Here is a 16516-nt window from a genome sequence, read left to right as displayed (position 1 = left end):
GGACGGATTCGAACCATCGAAGGCAGTGCCGGCAGATTTACAGTCTGCTCCCTTTGGCCACTCGGGAACCCCTCCAGAGGATTTTTATACTTAGTAAGATGTTTTCCCAACTCATCTCCCAAGTGCGGAGCGAATCATAGCAAACTCGCTCAGGCTGTAAAGCGTTTTTCTTACGTTTTTACGTTGAATGCTGTCTTTTTGGGCAAAGATGGTAGAAAGTCAGCGTTTTGTTTGTCCTTTGAACAGAAGAGAAGCGCGCTTTTTACTTGAATTTACACTACTTGACGTTAAACACCGTATCTACTGATAAACTGTAAGCAGTTTAATGACATAAGTTTATTCGTTTAGAAGTCAATATCATGAGCATGAAAGCCACGTTATCGTTATCTGTTTTAACGCTTTCTATATTACTGAGTTCTCCATCGGTTTGCGCTGCGATGCGAGGAGGCTCAGCGGTTACCGTTGTGACTGAACAAGTAGAAACGCACGAGATCAATCAATCCTTAACTCTTATCGGCAAATTAAAGGCAGCGGAGTCTGTGGTTGTCGCATCGGAAGTCGCCGGCAAAGTGAATCAAATCGCTGTTAAAGCGAATCAAAATGTTCAGCAAGACCAGTTATTAATTAAGTTAGATGACGATAAGGCTCAAGCCGCTTTGATTGAGGCAAAGGCGTATCTAAAAGATGAACAGCGTAAGTTAAAAGAGTTCCAACGTTTGGTTAAGCGGAATGCGATTACTCAAACTGAAATCGATGCACAAAAAGCCAGTGTTGAAATAGCACAAGCGAGGCTAGATGCTGCTCAAGCCAATTTAGCTGATCTCCATATTACTGCTCCATTTTCTGGCACTGTTGGTTTTATCGATTTTAGCCGCGGCAAAATGGTCAGTGCGGGTACTGAACTTTTGACGTTGGATGATCTTTCCGTCATGGAACTGGATTTACAAGTACCGGAGCGCTATTTATCGATGCTTTCTATTGGTATGGAAGTCATCGCTAAAACCAGTGCATGGGGTAGCCAGATCTTTACTGGTCAAGTCACAGGTATTGATACGCGTATCAGCGCCGAAACACTGAATCTTCGCGTGCGTATTGAGTTTGATAACCCAGAAAATCAATTGAAGCCGGGCATGTTGATGAACGCTTCACTAGCATTTCCTGCTATTAAGGCGCCAATCATTCCTGTTCAAGCGCTTGAATACTCCGGAACTAAACGTTTTGTATATGTAATTGATGAAAACAACAAAGCTACTCGTCAAGAAGTGTCGCTAGGTGCTCGTGTTGGTAACGAGGTGGTGATCGAATCTGGTGTTGATATTGGTGACAAGATTGTGGTTCAAGGCATTGTTAACATGCGTGATGGTGTCGAAGTGAAAGAAATTGTCGCGCCACTAAAAGCGAACACCACGGATGTGACACGCAATGACAGTGAATCGGATGAGGAAGAAAACTAATGTTACTGTCCGACGTTTCAGTTAAACGCCCTGTCGCGGCGTTGGTTCTGAGCATGCTGTTGTGTGTGTTTGGCTTTGTGTCATTCACCAAATTAGCCGTTCGTGAAATGCCTGATATAGAAAGCCCAGTCGTTTCTATCAGTACGCGTTATGAGGGTGCATCGGCGACTATTATTGAAAGCCAAATTACCTCCGTTTTGGAAGACCAGCTTTCTGGGATCAGTGGAGTTGATGAAATTAGCTCCACTACTCGTAACAGCATGTCGCGTATCACGATCACGTTTGAATTAGGTTACGATCTCAACACAGGTGTGAGCGACGTGCGTGATGCTGTGGCTCGTGCTCAGCGCTCGCTACCTGATGAAGCGGATGACCCTATTGTTTATAAGAACAATGGCTCGGGAGAGGCGTCGCTCTATATCAATCTCAGTTCTGCAGAGATGGACCGTACTCAATTAACCGATTATGCCGAACGTGTATTGATGGACCGCTTTAGCCTGATCTCTGGGGTTAGCTCCATTGATCTCTCCGGTGGTTTGTACAAGGTAATGTACGTGAAGCTTAAGCCAGAACTAATGGCTGGACGTTCAGTTACAGCTTCGGACATTACATCAGCTTTGCGAAGTGAGAACCTAGAAAGCCCAGGTGGTGAAGTTCGCAACGACTCAACGGTAATGTCCGTGCGTACGGCTCGTACTTATAACACGCCTGAAGATTTTCAATATCTTGTCATTAAACGCGCAAGCGACAATACACCTATCTATTTAAAAGATGTAGCAGATGTCTTCATTGGTGCAGAAAACGAAAACTCAACCTTCAAAAGTGATGGTGTAGTAAACATCAGTCTTGGTGTGGTACCGCAGTCAGACGCAAACCCGTTAGAGGTTGCGAAGCTGGTTAGGTCTGAAGTCGATAACATCCAGAAGTTCTTACCAGAAGGTACACGTCTTGCGATAGATTACGACGCGACAGTATTTATCGAGCGTTCAATCGAAGAGGTGTACAGCACGCTATTTATCACGGGCGGCTTGGTGATTTTGGTGTTGTACATTTTCATCGGCCAAGCTCGTGCAACCTTAATTCCTGCGGTTACGGTACCTGTTTCTCTGATTTCTTCGTTCATTGCCGCGTACTACTTTGGGTTTTCTATCAACTTGATCACCTTGATGGCGTTGATATTATCGATTGGTTTGGTGGTGGATGACGCAATTGTGGTTGTAGAGAATATCTTCCACCATATTGAACGCGGTGAATCGCCATTACTCGCCGCATATAAAGGCACAAGAGAGGTTGGTTTTGCTGTTATAGCAACAACATTAGTGCTGGTGATGGTGTTCTTACCGATCTCCTTTATGGATGGCATGGTAGGTCTACTATTTACAGAGTTTTCTGTATTGCTGGCTATGTCGGTCATATTCTCCTCTTTGATTGCCCTGACGCTGACTCCTGTATTAGGTAGTCAGATTTTGAAAGCGAATGTAAAACCAAATCGATTCAATGAAGCGGTTGATCGCTTGTTTAGCAAGCTTGAGAGTGGCTATCGCGCATTATTGAAAGGTGCATTGAAAGTACGTTGGGCTGCTCCGCTGGTGATTCTAGCTTGTTTGGGCGGTAGCTATTTCTTGATGAATCAGGTACCGGCTCAGCTGACCCCACAAGAAGATCGCGGTGTGATATTCGCGTTTGTGCGCGGTGCAGATGCTACGTCGTACAATCGTATGTCAGCCAATATGGATATTGTCGAAGACCGATTGATGCCATTACTAGGGCAAGGTTATCTGAAGTCATTCAGTATCCAAACGCCAGCGTTTGGTGGCCAGGCAGGAGACCAGACAGGCTTTGTGATCATGATTCTAGAAGATTGGAACGAACGTGATATCACGGCTCAGCAAGCCCTTAACAAAGTACGGAAAGAATTGGCGGGTATCCCAGATGTTCGAGTGTTCCCATTTATGCCAGGTTTCCAAGGTGGTTCGAGTGAGCCAGTTCAGTTCGTATTAGGCGGCTCTGATTACGATGAGCTCGTTGTTTGGGCTGAAATGCTAAAGAACAAAGCAGAAGAATCACCAATGATGGAAGGAGCAGAGATAGATTACTCGGAAAAAACGCCTGAGTTATTGGTTACAGTTGACCGACAGCGTGCCGCAGAGCTAGGAGTCAGTGTTAAAGACATTTCTGACACCCTAGAAATCATGCTCGGTGGTAAAAGCGAAACGACTTATGTTGAGCGTGGCGAAGAGTACGATGTGTATCTTCGCGGTGATGAAAATAGCTTTAATAATGCTGCAGATTTAAGTCAGATTTATCTGCGCACGAATAGCGGTCAGCTAGTGACGTTAGATGCGGTCACAAAAATTGAAGAAGTGGCGGCCTCTATTCGTCTTTCTCACTACAACAAACAGAAGTCCATCACTATTACTGCCAACCTGTCGGAAGGTTATACATTAGGAGATGCGCTGAGTTACCTAGACCAGGAAGCCATCGACAACTTACCGGGTGACATTTCGGTGAGTTATTCGGGGGAGTCGAAAGACTTTAAAGAGAACCAAGCGAGTGTTGCTGTTGTGTTTGCATTGGCACTACTAGTGGCGTATCTCGTGTTGGCGGCTCAGTTTGAAAGCTTCGTAAACCCGTTAGTGGTCATGTTTACGGTGCCGATGGGTGTATTTGGTGGCTTCCTTGGTTTGGTTATTATGGGCCAAGGTATGAACATTTATAGCCAGATTGGCATGATCATGTTGATTGGTATGGTGACGAAAAACGGTATTTTGATCGTAGAATTTGCCAATCAGCTACGTGATCGTGGCGTTGGGTTTGAAAAAGCGATCATTGATGCAGCTGCGCGACGTCTACGTCCAATCTTGATGACTGCGTTTACCACACTTGCTGGCGCAATTCCGTTGATAGTATCGACAGGGGCGGGTTATGAGAGCCGTATTGCCGTGGGTACGGTAATCTTTTTCGGGATGGGGTTTGCGACATTGGTGACCTTGTTTGTTATCCCGGCAATGTACCGATTGATTTCGGCGAAAACACAAGCACCAGGTCATGTAGAAGCAGAGTTAAACAAAGCAATTAGCCATGATACGAAGGGCCGTATAGCGCACCCTTAAATCAAACGTTAAAACATAAAAGCCGAGGTAATAACCTCGGCTTCTCTTTATCGGTTTAAAGTTAGCTCGGAAGCGTTCGATTAGAAGCGTTTCCCTAGGCTGATTTGTACACCTTCGTAGCTGTCGTAAAAATCTTCAAAACCCATATCCGCGACATTATAAATGTACTCTGCGCGTAACCAGATATCTTTGCTCATATCCCAATGGACACCAGCACCGATGTTGAATAGCGCGCCTGAATCATCTGTGACTTTTTGTTCGTTTGGAACATACATTTCAGCTTGAGTGCCAAGCGCAGTTACGCGACCAAACAGTGACAGCGGCGTATCGCCTAAGTTATCACTTGTTACAACAGCAGACATACCTGCTTGGTAATAGTGAAGATCTAAGTCAGTTTTTAGAGCATCGTTCTTAAGTTCATTTTGTGAATAGCGCAGAACCCCTTCAAACGCGAGGTATTGGTTTACATGGTAACCCCAGCCCACTGTGATATGTGGTGTTGACCACTCATTGTCTCTATCCGAGCCGAAGTACGGTGTATCAAAACCAACGTTACCAGTACCCAGATAAAAATAAGATTGATGAGCTTGTTCTTGAGCAGCTAAAGTTGGCACGCTAATGGTCAAGGCAGACAATAATAGAATGGCGTTTTTCATAACTAGACGATAACCTTGGTAAAAGACCGTTGTAATGATTTGTTTAAATGTTAATTTAATTAATAGGATGGATGGTAATTATCATATCAGCTTTTATCAAAGGTAGTGATTTTAGAATGGGAATTGTTGCGCTAAAGCATACTTCTTACTCATGACTACCGACTAACTAGATATGGTGACGAAAGCTAGTTAAATAAGAGAGAAGGAAAGGAAAGTGGCTGAATTCAAATACAAAAACTTGACTCAAGAAGAACAAGATAAGTTAGACGCGGCGACATTTCGCCGTTTATTGGCGCATTTAGATGCCAACAAAGACGTACAAAACATCGACCTGATGATCCTTGCGGGCTTCTGTCGCAACTGCTTTAGCAAATGGTATAAATCTGAGGCTGAAAATCTCGGTTTGGATTTAGATATTGATGACGCTCGCGAACGTGTTTACGGCATGACTTACGATGAATGGAAACAAAATCATCAACCAGCGGCAACGCCAGAACAATTGGCTGCGTTTGAAGCGCGCCAGAAAAAGTAAAACCCAGCGATAAAAACAGCCCGCATGAAGTTGGGCTGTTTTTTAAAGTCCAGTTTGCACGTTAAGCGTTAGTTGAGCCGCAACAAGCTGGCTCAACGCAACCTTTTGCTTGAATGACTTCGAGTTGAGCTAAGTAAGGTTGAATATCGCCGATGTTCTCTTTTACCCATGTTAAGTCATAATACGTATCTAGGTAACGCTCTCCAGAATCACATAGAAGCGTCACGATAGAACCCTTCTCACCGCGTTGTTTCATCTCACAAGCCAATTGCAGCACACCGTAAAGATTGGTGCCTGTTGATGCGCCGACTTTACGCCCAATCAGCTGAGATACCCAATGGGCGGTTGCCACACTGGCTGCGTCTGGAATTTTGCGCATTTCATCAATGACACCAGCAATAAAGCTTGGTTCGACACGTGGTCGCCCGATACCTTCAATTTTGCTGCCAGTATCGCCTTTCAATGAGTGATTTCCTGACTGGAAAGCATCGTAAAACACTGAGTTTTCAGGGTCTACCACGCAAAGCTTAGTGTCGTATTTTTGGTAACGAATAAAACGGCCAATGGTTGCTGATGTGCCACCTGTTCCAGGACTCATCACTACCCAGCTAGGAATCGGGTGATCTTCTAACTCCATTTGGCTAAAGATAGAGTTCGCGATGTTGTTGTTACCGCGCCAGTCAGTCGCACGTTCAGCATAAGTAAACTGATCCATGTAGTGACCATTTAACTCTTGAGCCAAGCGTCGAGACTCGTCATAAATCTGATCTGATCGTTCAACAAGGTGCGCTTTACCACCGTAAAATTCAATTTGTTCGATCTTTTTACGTGCAGTGGTTTTCGGCATGACGGCAATGAACGGTAAGCCAAGTAAACGCGCAAAATACGCTTCCGAAACGGCAGTGCTGCCTGAGGACGCCTCGATTACAGTGGTTTCAGGACCAATCCATCCATTACAAATAGCGTAAAGAAATAATGAGCGCGCCAATCGGTGTTTCAGAGAGCCTGTTGGATGCGTGCTCTCATCTTTTAGGTAGATATCGATACCATCAAGAGAAGGCAGTTCAAGTTTAAATAAATGAGTATCAGCAGAACGTTGGAAGTCTGCTTCAATTTTACGCACTGCATTGTTGATCCAATTGTGGTCAGTACACATGGCGTCTCTCCTTGGGGAAATCGATAGATAAGTATTAGATAGGGATAATTTATCTATAATTTTCGAGAAAAACTTTGCTATTGTTACTCTTAATAAAGGTTTTTGTAGAAAAATTTTCTACATTTTATGGGTTTTATAGAAATGAGTTTAGATCGAATAGATAAGCAGCTGCTTGCTTTACTACAAACCGACAGCACCTTGTCATTAAATGACGTGGCTGAGCGAGTCAATCTTACTACAACACCATGCTGGAAGCGCTTGAAAAGGTTGGAAGAAGAGGGCTACATCGAAAAACGCGTGGCGTTGTTAAGTGCAGAAAAGCTCGAGCTATCTTTCATTGCATTTGTTCAGTTAAAAACGATTGATCATTCCGAAGGTTGGTATCACCATTTTGTTACAACTGTGAGTGACTTTCCTGAGGTAATGGAGTTTTATCGTATGGCTGGCGAGTATGACTACATGATGAAAGTACTAGTCAAAGATATGAAGTGTTTTGACGAATTCTATAAGCGGTTAGTTAATAGCGTAAAAGGGCTATCTAATGTGACTTCAACATTTGCTATGGAGTCCATTAAATACACAACAGAGTTACCAATCCTAAAATAACTCGCCCTATAAGAATTCTATCTAATGTTAATTCTACCTTTTAGTATTTTAAATGTTAAAAGGTAGTTTTATTATGCTTTTAAAACTATTTCCTACCAGATTTTTATAAATATAAACGATATTTATTCTCTCTTCTATTTTTCATTAACCATTTGTTTTTACAGTCCATTAATCCTATACATCATAATGAAAGAAAAAATAACGCAATTTTTTCTCTTTCTTTTTCATGTTTTATTTTATTGAATATTAATTTTTACTAAATTAATGGAAGAGTTTGATTTAAACGTTTGCTTTTTGTGTTTTCATGTAATTTGGTCGCTATTTTTGAGTATTTGTTTTTAGGATTAATACAGTAGCAATTACTTAAGTAATAAAGTACTCAAAAATGGGGATAGTGATTAATAAAACATCGTATTATTATCGCCCCATCTTGTATGTAACAAAGTATTACTAAAAATGAACAGAAATTACTATTTGCTTTTTCTCGCAGCTTTACTCGCTGGCTGTGGCGGTGGGGGAGACTCTAAGCCGAACAATACGAAGACACCAACTACGGTAACAAAGCAGAACCGTCCGCAATTAAAAGTGGAAGACACGGTGTTGAAGTTTGAAGGAGTGGGAACGGTTACTGAAGCAAAACTGAGCAATGTACATGGGTCGGTATCTTACCAAGTCATTGACTCTAATCCGCCAAATGTCGTGAAAATTAATGACTCAGGAATACTACAAATTCTGCGCCCAGGAACGGCGACGATTCTTGCTACAGATAGTAGCTCTGCTTATGAATCTTCTGAAGCAAGATTTTCTGTCACTGTAGAGCGAGGCATCAATACTGAACTTTCAGTGAGTGATCTGAATTTCAATGCGATTGAGTCAGAAGGAAAAGCGTTGATCGTCCGTGGCCAAAAAGGCGAACTGAGTTATGAGGTAGAAAGTGGTCATAACTTGATTCGTGTTGATGAGAACGGTTCGGTATATTCATTAGGTTCAGTTGGTCAGGCATCGGTGCTGATTACTGATTCAGGTAACGACTTTTACTTGCCGAAACAAGTTCGCGCTACGGTTAAACTGCATGCAGTAGCTCCGGGGCAATTACAGTTCGCTTTGCTTGAAGACGAGTATCGAGAAGGGTTGACGTTAGAACCAGTGCGTTTAGATAAAGCTCAAACGCAACGTATTTCTTACAAAATTATAAATAGCGTACCAGACAGCAAGGTGGCCGAGTTGCTAGACCCTGAAACGGGTTTGCTTCTTGTTCATAATGTTGGGCAATTAACGGTTGAAGCGACAGCAACTTACAGCGACGCGTTTCTGGATAAACAGCAAACAGCGCAATTTTTTGTGGATGTAAAACAAGGCAAGCGTCAAGAAATCAGCGCAGCGGATATCGTCACAACTTATGAGGAAGGTGGACGAATTTTCCCTAAGGTGACGAACGCCTACGGTGACTATGAGCTGAGAATCATTCGTGGTGAAGACGTTGTTGCTAAAACAGAAAATGGTGAAGCATTACTGATCAAAGGTGTTGGTGCTGCTGAAGTGGAAATTTACGAGCATGATATGCGTAATTATCCTGCAAGCAAAACTCGTTTTGATCTTGAAGTTAATCGCGCGCCTCATCCCGTTATAAAAGACATTGAAATGCCGCTTACCTATCAACCAAATCTTTCAATCCCTCTGGCGTTTAAAGGGCAAAAAGGTAACGTAAATCTAGTTAGCAGCTTACCTAATGGCTTACGAATGACTGACGGCAAGTTGGAGGTAGTGACTGCGGGTGAGTACGGCCTTAAGTTTGAAGACGATGGTGGGGAGTTCTACCAACCTATTCAATTTAATGTCGTCATTAAAGTTGCAAAGGCTGAAGGCCAACCGATGGCAACGCACGATTATGACGTTGTGTACAGCAACAAATACAGTTTTGATCTTCACCGTGATTTTGGTTTGAGTGCTGACGAGCAAATTGAGATTGTAGATAACACCGCACCAGATGTTGTCGGTGGTTTTAGTGAAGGACGTCTCCATGTGTATAAAGCGGGTAAAGCGACGCTAACTGTGCGCAGAAAAGAGAGCGCGAATTATACTGTTGGTCCTGATCAAAAAGTCTATGTGACAATTTTGAGTGCGCCGAGCCGAATTGAAGTTCAATCCGATGTGGAAGAGATTTGGAAGGTTGGCCAAACATTTGTTGCGCCGAAAATCTCTGGTACGGTTGGAGAAGTTACGTACCGATTTGCAGACAACGCTGCAACAGATGTGGTTTCCTTAAACAGCCAAACGGGTGCCATGCAAATTCTTAACGCGGGTAGCACAAAAATTATTGTTTCGGATGCGGGGGACGACAAAGTGGATCCGGGTGAAAGTAGTTTCTCGGTCACGATTAAACAAGGCACAAACCCTGTATCGGTTACTTACCCAACGGTAGAATTCTCCGCTGGTAGTGTTATCTCACCAGTGATGAGTGGTGGGACTGCGAAGGCAAGTTACCGTCTTATTAACCAAAAAGACCCTGTGGTCGAGCTAGTTTCTCCTGATACAGGGCGTTTGAAAATCCTGCATGCAGGCACGTACCAATTAGAGGTTACTCTTACTGGGCGCAACTACAAAGCTAAAACAATCGTCGTAAATGGCACTATTAACAAAGCGAATCACCCTGGTTTAAGTGCTTCTACAATGAAGGTGGAATTTGAACCATTTAAAAAGGTTAAGCTAGACTTTGGTACACCAATAGGAAACCGCAGCTATCAAATATCCAGCTCAACAATTAAAGGAGTCGCTTCATTAGATGTTGATAAGGAAGAGCTGACGTTACTTGACCTCCCACCAGTAAAAAGACGTTGGATTTCTCTCGACGTTTCGGAAGGAGAATCTCGAGATTACAAAGCGTTGGAAAGTAAGAAAGTCCAGCTGTATCTAAGCTTTGCAGATGAAGGTGTTGCGGATCAATATACATTGCTTGAAACTGAACAAACAGTATTGTTTAGCACGCTAAATGCACGTGAGTTTTCTAACTTAGAAGAAAGTGAGTTTGGTTTGATGAACGTTCGTTCAGTGCGAGAGCCAACGGACGAAGAATTGAAATTATACGGCAAAGGTAAGATTGCACTACTTGCATTCAAGCCGGTGGGTAACGATGACCAAACTCTAATAAAAGGAGCGTGGGTACACTTAGCTCGATTTGATGGATGTACATCAGAGCTGTTCGAAGATGATCTCAAGCCTTTTGAAGCAATTGACTATGATGACCCAGGGTACTGCACCAACGGCAGCACGATTCGTATGACTCGGTTCTTAATAATTGATGACTCGAAGATGGAAAAGGTAGAGTATGAGTTAGTAGCACCTGTGATTACTTACCGTCGTGGGGTTCGTGAATTTTTAGCAACGAATAAAGGTGGATTCTATGCCGACCCAAATGTCATTTACGGGAAAGGCGAATATGGTTACCCGAAATCACTTTACGAATGGTCGGTTATTAACATGAAGTATCAACCAAATTAATCATCGTTTGATACCCCTTAAAAAAGGAGTGCGGAACAGCACTCCTTTTTTCGTCTGGCGAACACGAGCTATTTCGTGTAGCGCATCACCCCTTCTTGCACGGCGGTCGCCACTAAGTGACCTTGCTGGTTGTATATTTCGCCACGGACCAACCCACGAGTATTGCTCGCCGTTGGGCTCTCTATCGCATATAGAAGCCATTCATCCATCTTAAACGGACGATGGAACCAGATAGAGTGGTCAATGGTGGCCACTTGAAAGTTAGGCGTCATTAATGAGACTTCATGTGGATGCATTGCTGTCACAAGGAATCCCCAATCGGATGCGTAGGCCAGAAGGTACTGGTGAATTAGCTGATTCTCTGGCATTTCACCATTAGCACGAATCCAAAGGTACTGTTTGGGTTCTGCTTTTTTGGGCTTCAAAGGGTTGATAACCGTAACGGGGCGAGTTTCGATTGGCTTTTCCCCGCAAAATGTTTTGCGTAAGCGTTTGGGTAGAAATTCTGCAATATGGCTTGCGAGCTCACTCTCTGAGGCAAAGTTTTCTGGACCAGGGATATCTGGCATTTCTTTTTGATGATCAAACCCAGGTTGATCGCCATGGTAGGATGCGGTTAGGTAAAAAATAGGGCGTCCATTTTGAATTGCTTTTACGCGTCTAGTGCTAAAGCTACGGCCATCTCTCAGATTTTCTACATCATAAATAATAGGTTTTTCTGGATCGCCAGGGTACAAAAAATAGCTATGGAAGGAGTGTACCGTGCGTGTTTCTTCAACGGTGTAGCGCGCAGCAGAAAGCGCTTGCCCAATTACTTGACCGCCATAAACTTGAGGCAAACCTAGGTTTTCACTTTGGCCACGAAACAAGCCTTCTTCTAATTTTTCGAGTTGTAGTAGGCTGAGCAATTCTCGTAGTGGTTTACTCATTGTGTCTCCTCACCGTTGTCTTTCATTCCAAGTTACCTCAACAGCCTCACTCTTGTGAAGTGGCATAGTTAAGAACTATTGAGTAACTTAGAAATAGTATTGTTCCAATTATGAAACAAAATCAATTGTTTGATAAATTCTAACTCAGTCAAACTATTGTCAAATAAAGTGACAGGAAGCAGACAGTTTTATATTCCACACCTATAATTGCCTCGGTTTAATGCTCTTTTCGAGGAATATATGAAAAAAACACTACTACTTGTTACTTCTCTACTCTTTGGGGCTGCGTTAGTGGGTTGCCAAACTTCTCAAAATACAGAAATGGAATCTACAGAAGCGTCAATGAAGACGATTACAGGTACAGTGGCTTATCGCGAGCGGATTGCCTTGCCACCAAACGCAGTGGTTACTATTGCGTTAGAAGATGTGTCCTTGGCGGATGCGCCAGCAAAAGTGTTGGCGAAACAGACATTCGAAACAGAAGGTAAGCAAGTTCCTCTTTCTTTTGAGTTGAGTTACGACAGCAATGAAATCAAACCAAACCATCGTTACAGCGTTCGTGCTCGCATTGAGGTAGATGGAAAGCTGCGTTTTATCAGCGACACACATAACGGTGTTATTACAGATGAAGCACAAACTCACCAATTAGATATTCGTCTAGTTGGAACACGTTAATACGACGTACTGAGAACAAAAAATGGCAGCTTAAGGCTGCCATTTGTATTTTTTAAGTGAAGTTTTGCCAACTTCCGATACTTCAATCCCTTCTGCTTCTAATTTCTTTTTTTGTCGCTCTAAGTCTCTGCCTTTTAAAGATATTTTTCCTTGGCTATTTACCACTCTAAACCAGGGGAGTTTACTGCCTTCTGGTAAGTTGCCCAGTGCTTTACCAACATGTCTCGCATAGCCCGGATAACCGGCCATTTTGGCAATTTCCCCATAGGTGGAGACTTTTCCTTTTGGAATTTGGTGAATTACAGCAAAGATTTGCGCTAAAAATTGGTCCATACTCAAAAGTGTCTATTTTGGGTTACTAAGGAATGGTAAACCATTGGACTTGTATATTGCTAACGGTTCTTAACCCTTGTGTTGCCAGCGACTCACTTTGAAGAATTACATTTTCTGTTCTTTAGTGTCGTTGGTTGATGAGCCTTAAACAGCATGAAGCAAACGCAAGCTAAGCTTGAATCTAGACCCTCTCAACGACTTTCAATCCCAGTTTTTGCCGTTGAGTTACCAAGTAGGTGGGGAAGCCAGGAGGCGCTATGATTTTATCGACACTTCAATTTTTCGTTACGACCTTACTCGCTGTTGTCTGTGTTCGGGCGATGAGTTTGAGCGAGGGTGACATTCCCGTTCTTGCACTTATGATCCCCGCGCTGTGGGTTCTGCCACAAGGTGGGTTCGCTGGCTTAGTATTGCTGGGCGCGATGATGGCTTTTGGTGCGACACTCTCAATGCAGCCAATTGCTTTGTCGGTTGGTGTTTTGATCCTTTTCCCACTTTTAATGGTGGTATTTTCTCGTAGAAGCTCTTTAGGTGTGTTGCTCACCGCTGGTCTTATTGTACTTACACTGCAAGTTGGTCTTATGGTCACACAGCAAGGCGGTAAGCTGGATGGTTCTGCTTGGGTTACAGTGGTTCAAACCATTGCGGTTATGGCGATGTGGTGGTCGGCTGCGCATTGGACGCCATCCAATAAACACAGCTGGTGGCCGTTGTTTTTGTTGCTCCCATTGTGGATTGCAGGCCTACCGTACGCCGTTCTTATGGCGTTAAGTTTGACGGGAATGTTAGCGTCAATGGAAGCACTTGCGAAGCTTCAACATACCATTCGTTGGAGCAAATTATTATGCTGGACATTGCCGACTGTGGGTTTTGCCGCTTTAGTCGTCAGCCCGACCACGGATGTGCCAAACCCTGTTTTCGTGGTTTGGATCTGTTTGTTAGGGACGGCTTGGATGACTGACTATATTTTACGTAGTAGCGATGAACAGGCTGAATTATGAGTTTTTAGTCAGGTAAAAAGTGACATGTGCGGCAGAGTATCGAATTGGTTGTGGAACAAAATGGAGATTAGTATATGTTCTTCATTTCATATTTACTACACTTCCAATAATAATAACCACAATATAAGTGGTTGATTTAAGATAAGTTTGTCATGACAACTTTTGCTCGAACACTGTTGCTTTTTGCATGTTGCCTCTTGAGTTTGAATGTAAAAGCCGAAGCCCCTTTAATTGCTCATTATAAAGTCGCGACTGAAGCGGATGATGTCGTCACTCGTGTTCTTTTCAATGCTGCTTCAAAGGAGTTTGGCTTTACCGTTCAATACGTGAACTACTCCAGCTTTGATGCCATTCTAAATTCAGTAGCGAATGGGGAAGCGGACTTTGCTGCGAATATCACTTACACACAAGAACGTGCTCAACGTTTTAGTTATTCCCGCCCAACAAATATCGAATATACCTACCTCTTTGGTTTAAAAGATTCGACGTTGAGTGACATTTCGCGTGTTGGCGTCCCCAAAGATACAGTTTATGCCCAATTACTTAAACAACACTACCCTGAGCTAGAACAGATCTCTTATCAAGGTCACGAACAAGCAGTAACACTGCTACGTTCAGGTGCTGTGGATGGCGTTGTCGATGCCATTAACCAGCTCAAGCCGATGCTGATGGAGGGGTTTGACGCCAAGATGCTCAATGATCAGATTTCGATAAAGCCCGTATCCATCATCAGTAAAAAAGATCATCATCTTGAAGAGTTGGACACGTTCGCTACGTTTATTCACGGGGAAGCGGTGCAAAAGCAGCTTCGCGAAGAAATTTCCCAGTATCAATTTGAATTAAGGCGAGCAGCGTTGCGTGATTCTATTCGTTTATTACCCCTTGATTTTAATGAACCAATACGGATTAAGCTCGAATCTATCTTTCCATATGTTGTATACAACGCAGATGGTAGTGTCGAAGGGATGACGGCTGATGTAGTCCTGAGAAGCTGTGAGATCTTGGCTTTAAACTGCTTGATCATTAGTGAGCCTGGTGAAAGCTGGGGTTCTATGTACCATGAGTTTATCCAAGGTAATTTCGAAATTTTGGCGCCGTTAACGGTCAGCCGTGAGCGGCGCGCATTTAGCTACTTTCCAAAGCCCCATTACGCGCCAGCATCGGTGATGGTCAAGCGTTTAGGTTACAAACCGAGCACATACTCTCATGTTTCACAGTTGATATCTGAGCGGATTGGCGTAGTTAAGGATGACTTTTTCGATCAAATGATGACGCAACTGTTACCGCTAAAAGAACTCAAACGTTATCGTACCCAACAAGAGCTCATTCAGGGGCTACTAAATGAAGAAGTCGATTACATTCCGATGGATACGGCGATGCTCAATCATTTTTTACGTCTCAGTGAATTGGTTCCGATAGAGCAGGATACCGCTATTGGCGAGTTTTATGAGTCACAACTCTCTGTTGGATTGGTCGCGAATGAAAAAGGAGCCATGCTTGCGCCTTTCTTCAGTCGAGCGATAGCGATGTTAGAAGTTGATAAGATCATTGCTCAGTACGATGTACGCCCAGATTGGCGTACCGCACTTGAATATGAGATTCGATTAGCGACGCAAACACAAGCTGTGTTTATCTTTGTATTATTGTTTGCTATTTGTGTTTCGCTTTATCTTTACCGTCAATCGAACACTGACAACTTAACAGGGTTAAGGAATCGTCGTGCGTTGCAAGTAAAGTATCGAAAAGGAGTAAACAAAGATCTATCCATACTTTACTTAGACATTAATCATTTCAAACGAATCAATGACACTTATGGTCATCGCGCTGGGGACGAAGTTTTACAACTACTGGCGCTAAAAATTCATTATGTCTGGTCGGGAAGATGTTATCGAATTGGAGGGGATGAGTTCATATTACTGGGTTATCCTACGCAAGCCGAGTTAACTAGAGCAATGAGAGAGCTCAGTAGAATCGATGTGAAAGGCAAATTATGTAGTGATTTGGAGTCTATAAGTATCTCTATTGGTTTCTCTGCAAAAAGGGAACGGCACATGAGCTTAGAGCAAGCGATGCATTTGGCTGATGAAGACATGTACATGAGTAAGCAGTCCTCACGGCACGACTCCTCTTATCGTGACTGCACGGTTTCATCATAAAGGAATGAATTGATCGAGTTTTGTTCAAACGGTAATGAAATGATGAAATTCAAGGTTTTTGCTCTTGCATTATGAGAGCTGATACTGAATAATCGCCCCATCGATTGAGGCAAGACCTCTCGAAAAGAATTATGGGGCTCTGGTCCTCTCGCAACAATAGCTCGTGAACTCGGTCAGGTCCGGAAGGAAGCAGCCGCAGCGTGTGACTTGTGTGCCGGGATGTGGCTGGGGTCCCACCCTTTGAAAGCCCTGCGTTATCGCAGGGCTTTTTTCGTTTTTGAGCCTCCTTTTATTTTGGCTACGCTTGGTGTTCAACGTCTTCTGATGATCAAGCTTCTTGAGGTTATTTAGGTATAATTTATAATCTCATCCGCTTGATACCGAACTGTCGTGAAGATTGTTTAGGG

At 43.3% G+C, this 16516-nt stretch carries 12 protein-coding genes, 1 tRNA gene and 1 other RNA gene; 9 read left to right on the top strand and 5 right to left on the bottom strand.

Features of this window, described 5'->3' with window-relative positions; translation table 11 throughout:
* Nucleotides 1-67, bottom strand: a tRNA-Tyr gene (locus R7Z49_RS13755).
* A 292-nt stretch (nucleotides 68-359) separates the two neighbouring features.
* On the opposite strand from R7Z49_RS13755, the gene R7Z49_RS13750 reads away from it, so the two are divergent.
* Entirely contained in the window at nucleotides 360-1454 is a 1095-nt protein-coding gene (locus R7Z49_RS13750) for an efflux RND transporter periplasmic adaptor subunit (RefSeq protein WP_042522142.1), read from the top strand.
* On the top strand, nucleotides 1454-4567 hold the full coding sequence (gene vmeF / locus R7Z49_RS13745) for a multidrug efflux RND transporter permease subunit VmeF (RefSeq protein WP_042522140.1): 3114 nt from the start codon (nucleotides 1454-1456) through the stop codon (nucleotides 4565-4567). Before R7Z49_RS13750 ends, vmeF begins: the two co-directional genes overlap by 1 nt.
* A gap of 80 nt (nucleotides 4568-4647) precedes the next feature.
* Here the strand turns inward: vmeF and R7Z49_RS13740 are convergent, their stop codons facing one another.
* Complete coding sequence (locus R7Z49_RS13740; protein WP_005378589.1) at nucleotides 4648-5223, bottom strand: porin family protein; 576 nt, start codon at nucleotides 5221-5223, stop codon at nucleotides 4648-4650.
* A 214-nt stretch (nucleotides 5224-5437) separates the two neighbouring features.
* On the opposite strand from R7Z49_RS13740, the gene R7Z49_RS13735 reads away from it, so the two are divergent.
* Nucleotides 5438-5755 carry a DUF1244 domain-containing protein gene (locus tag R7Z49_RS13735; RefSeq protein ID WP_005378586.1) on the top strand — a complete coding sequence of 106 codons (318 nt, stop codon included), beginning with the start codon at nucleotides 5438-5440 and terminating at the stop codon, nucleotides 5753-5755.
* Nucleotides 5756-5816: 61 nt separating this feature from the next.
* On the opposite strand, the gene R7Z49_RS13730 is transcribed toward R7Z49_RS13735, so the two are convergent.
* Nucleotides 5817-6911 (bottom strand): PLP-dependent cysteine synthase family protein, encoded by a 1095-nt coding sequence (locus tag R7Z49_RS13730; RefSeq protein WP_005389952.1) that lies wholly within the window; start codon nucleotides 6909-6911, stop codon nucleotides 5817-5819.
* A gap of 141 nt (nucleotides 6912-7052) precedes the next feature.
* Between R7Z49_RS13730 and R7Z49_RS13725 the strand changes: the two genes are divergently transcribed.
* Nucleotides 7053-7517: an Lrp/AsnC family transcriptional regulator gene (locus R7Z49_RS13725; protein WP_025998626.1), complete on the top strand. Its 465-nt coding sequence runs from the start codon at nucleotides 7053-7055 to the stop codon at nucleotides 7515-7517.
* A gap of 456 nt (nucleotides 7518-7973) precedes the next feature.
* The gene (locus tag R7Z49_RS13720) at nucleotides 7974-11015 is read left to right on the top strand and encodes a cadherin repeat domain-containing protein (RefSeq protein WP_186584404.1); all 3042 of its coding nucleotides are present in this window, start codon (nucleotides 7974-7976) and stop codon (nucleotides 11013-11015) included.
* Between the two features lie 68 nt (nucleotides 11016-11083).
* On the opposite strand, the gene tesB is transcribed toward R7Z49_RS13720, so the two are convergent.
* Complete coding sequence (gene tesB / locus R7Z49_RS13715; protein ID WP_005378575.1) at nucleotides 11084-11944, bottom strand: acyl-CoA thioesterase II; 861 nt, start codon at nucleotides 11942-11944, stop codon at nucleotides 11084-11086.
* A 240-nt stretch (nucleotides 11945-12184) separates the two neighbouring features.
* Here tesB and R7Z49_RS13710 point away from each other — a divergent pair, with 240 nt between their 5' ends.
* Nucleotides 12185-12619, top strand: a complete 435-nt coding sequence (locus R7Z49_RS13710) for a YbaY family lipoprotein (protein ID WP_005378572.1) — start codon at nucleotides 12185-12187, stop codon at nucleotides 12617-12619.
* A gap of 30 nt (nucleotides 12620-12649) precedes the next feature.
* On the opposite strand, the gene R7Z49_RS13705 is transcribed toward R7Z49_RS13710, so the two are convergent.
* The gene (locus tag R7Z49_RS13705) at nucleotides 12650-12952 is read right to left on the bottom strand and encodes a DNA base-flipping protein (protein ID WP_005378570.1); all 303 of its coding nucleotides are present in this window, start codon (nucleotides 12950-12952) and stop codon (nucleotides 12650-12652) included.
* 257 nt (nucleotides 12953-13209) lie between these two features.
* Here R7Z49_RS13705 and R7Z49_RS13700 point away from each other — a divergent pair, with 257 nt between their 5' ends.
* The 3 genes from R7Z49_RS13700 (at nucleotide 13210) to ffs (ending at nucleotide 16343) form a co-directional block, all read left to right on the top strand.
* Nucleotides 13210-13953: a hypothetical protein gene (locus R7Z49_RS13700; protein WP_005389942.1), complete on the top strand. Its 744-nt coding sequence runs from the start codon at nucleotides 13210-13212 to the stop codon at nucleotides 13951-13953.
* A 152-nt stretch (nucleotides 13954-14105) separates the two neighbouring features.
* Nucleotides 14106-16109 (top strand): GGDEF domain-containing protein, encoded by a 2004-nt coding sequence (locus tag R7Z49_RS13695; protein ID WP_017634751.1) that lies wholly within the window; start codon nucleotides 14106-14108, stop codon nucleotides 16107-16109.
* Nucleotides 16110-16246: 137 nt separating this feature from the next.
* Nucleotides 16247-16343, top strand: an RNA gene (ffs, locus tag R7Z49_RS13690) — signal recognition particle sRNA small type.
* The last annotated feature ends 173 nt before the right edge of the window (nucleotides 16344-16516 follow it).

It is taken from the genome of Vibrio sp. 1562 (assembly GCF_033340155.1).
Taxonomy (GTDB): Bacteria; Pseudomonadota; Gammaproteobacteria; order Enterobacterales; family Vibrionaceae; genus Vibrio; species Vibrio alginolyticus.
This window is presented reverse-complemented; position numbering and strand designations above follow the sequence as displayed.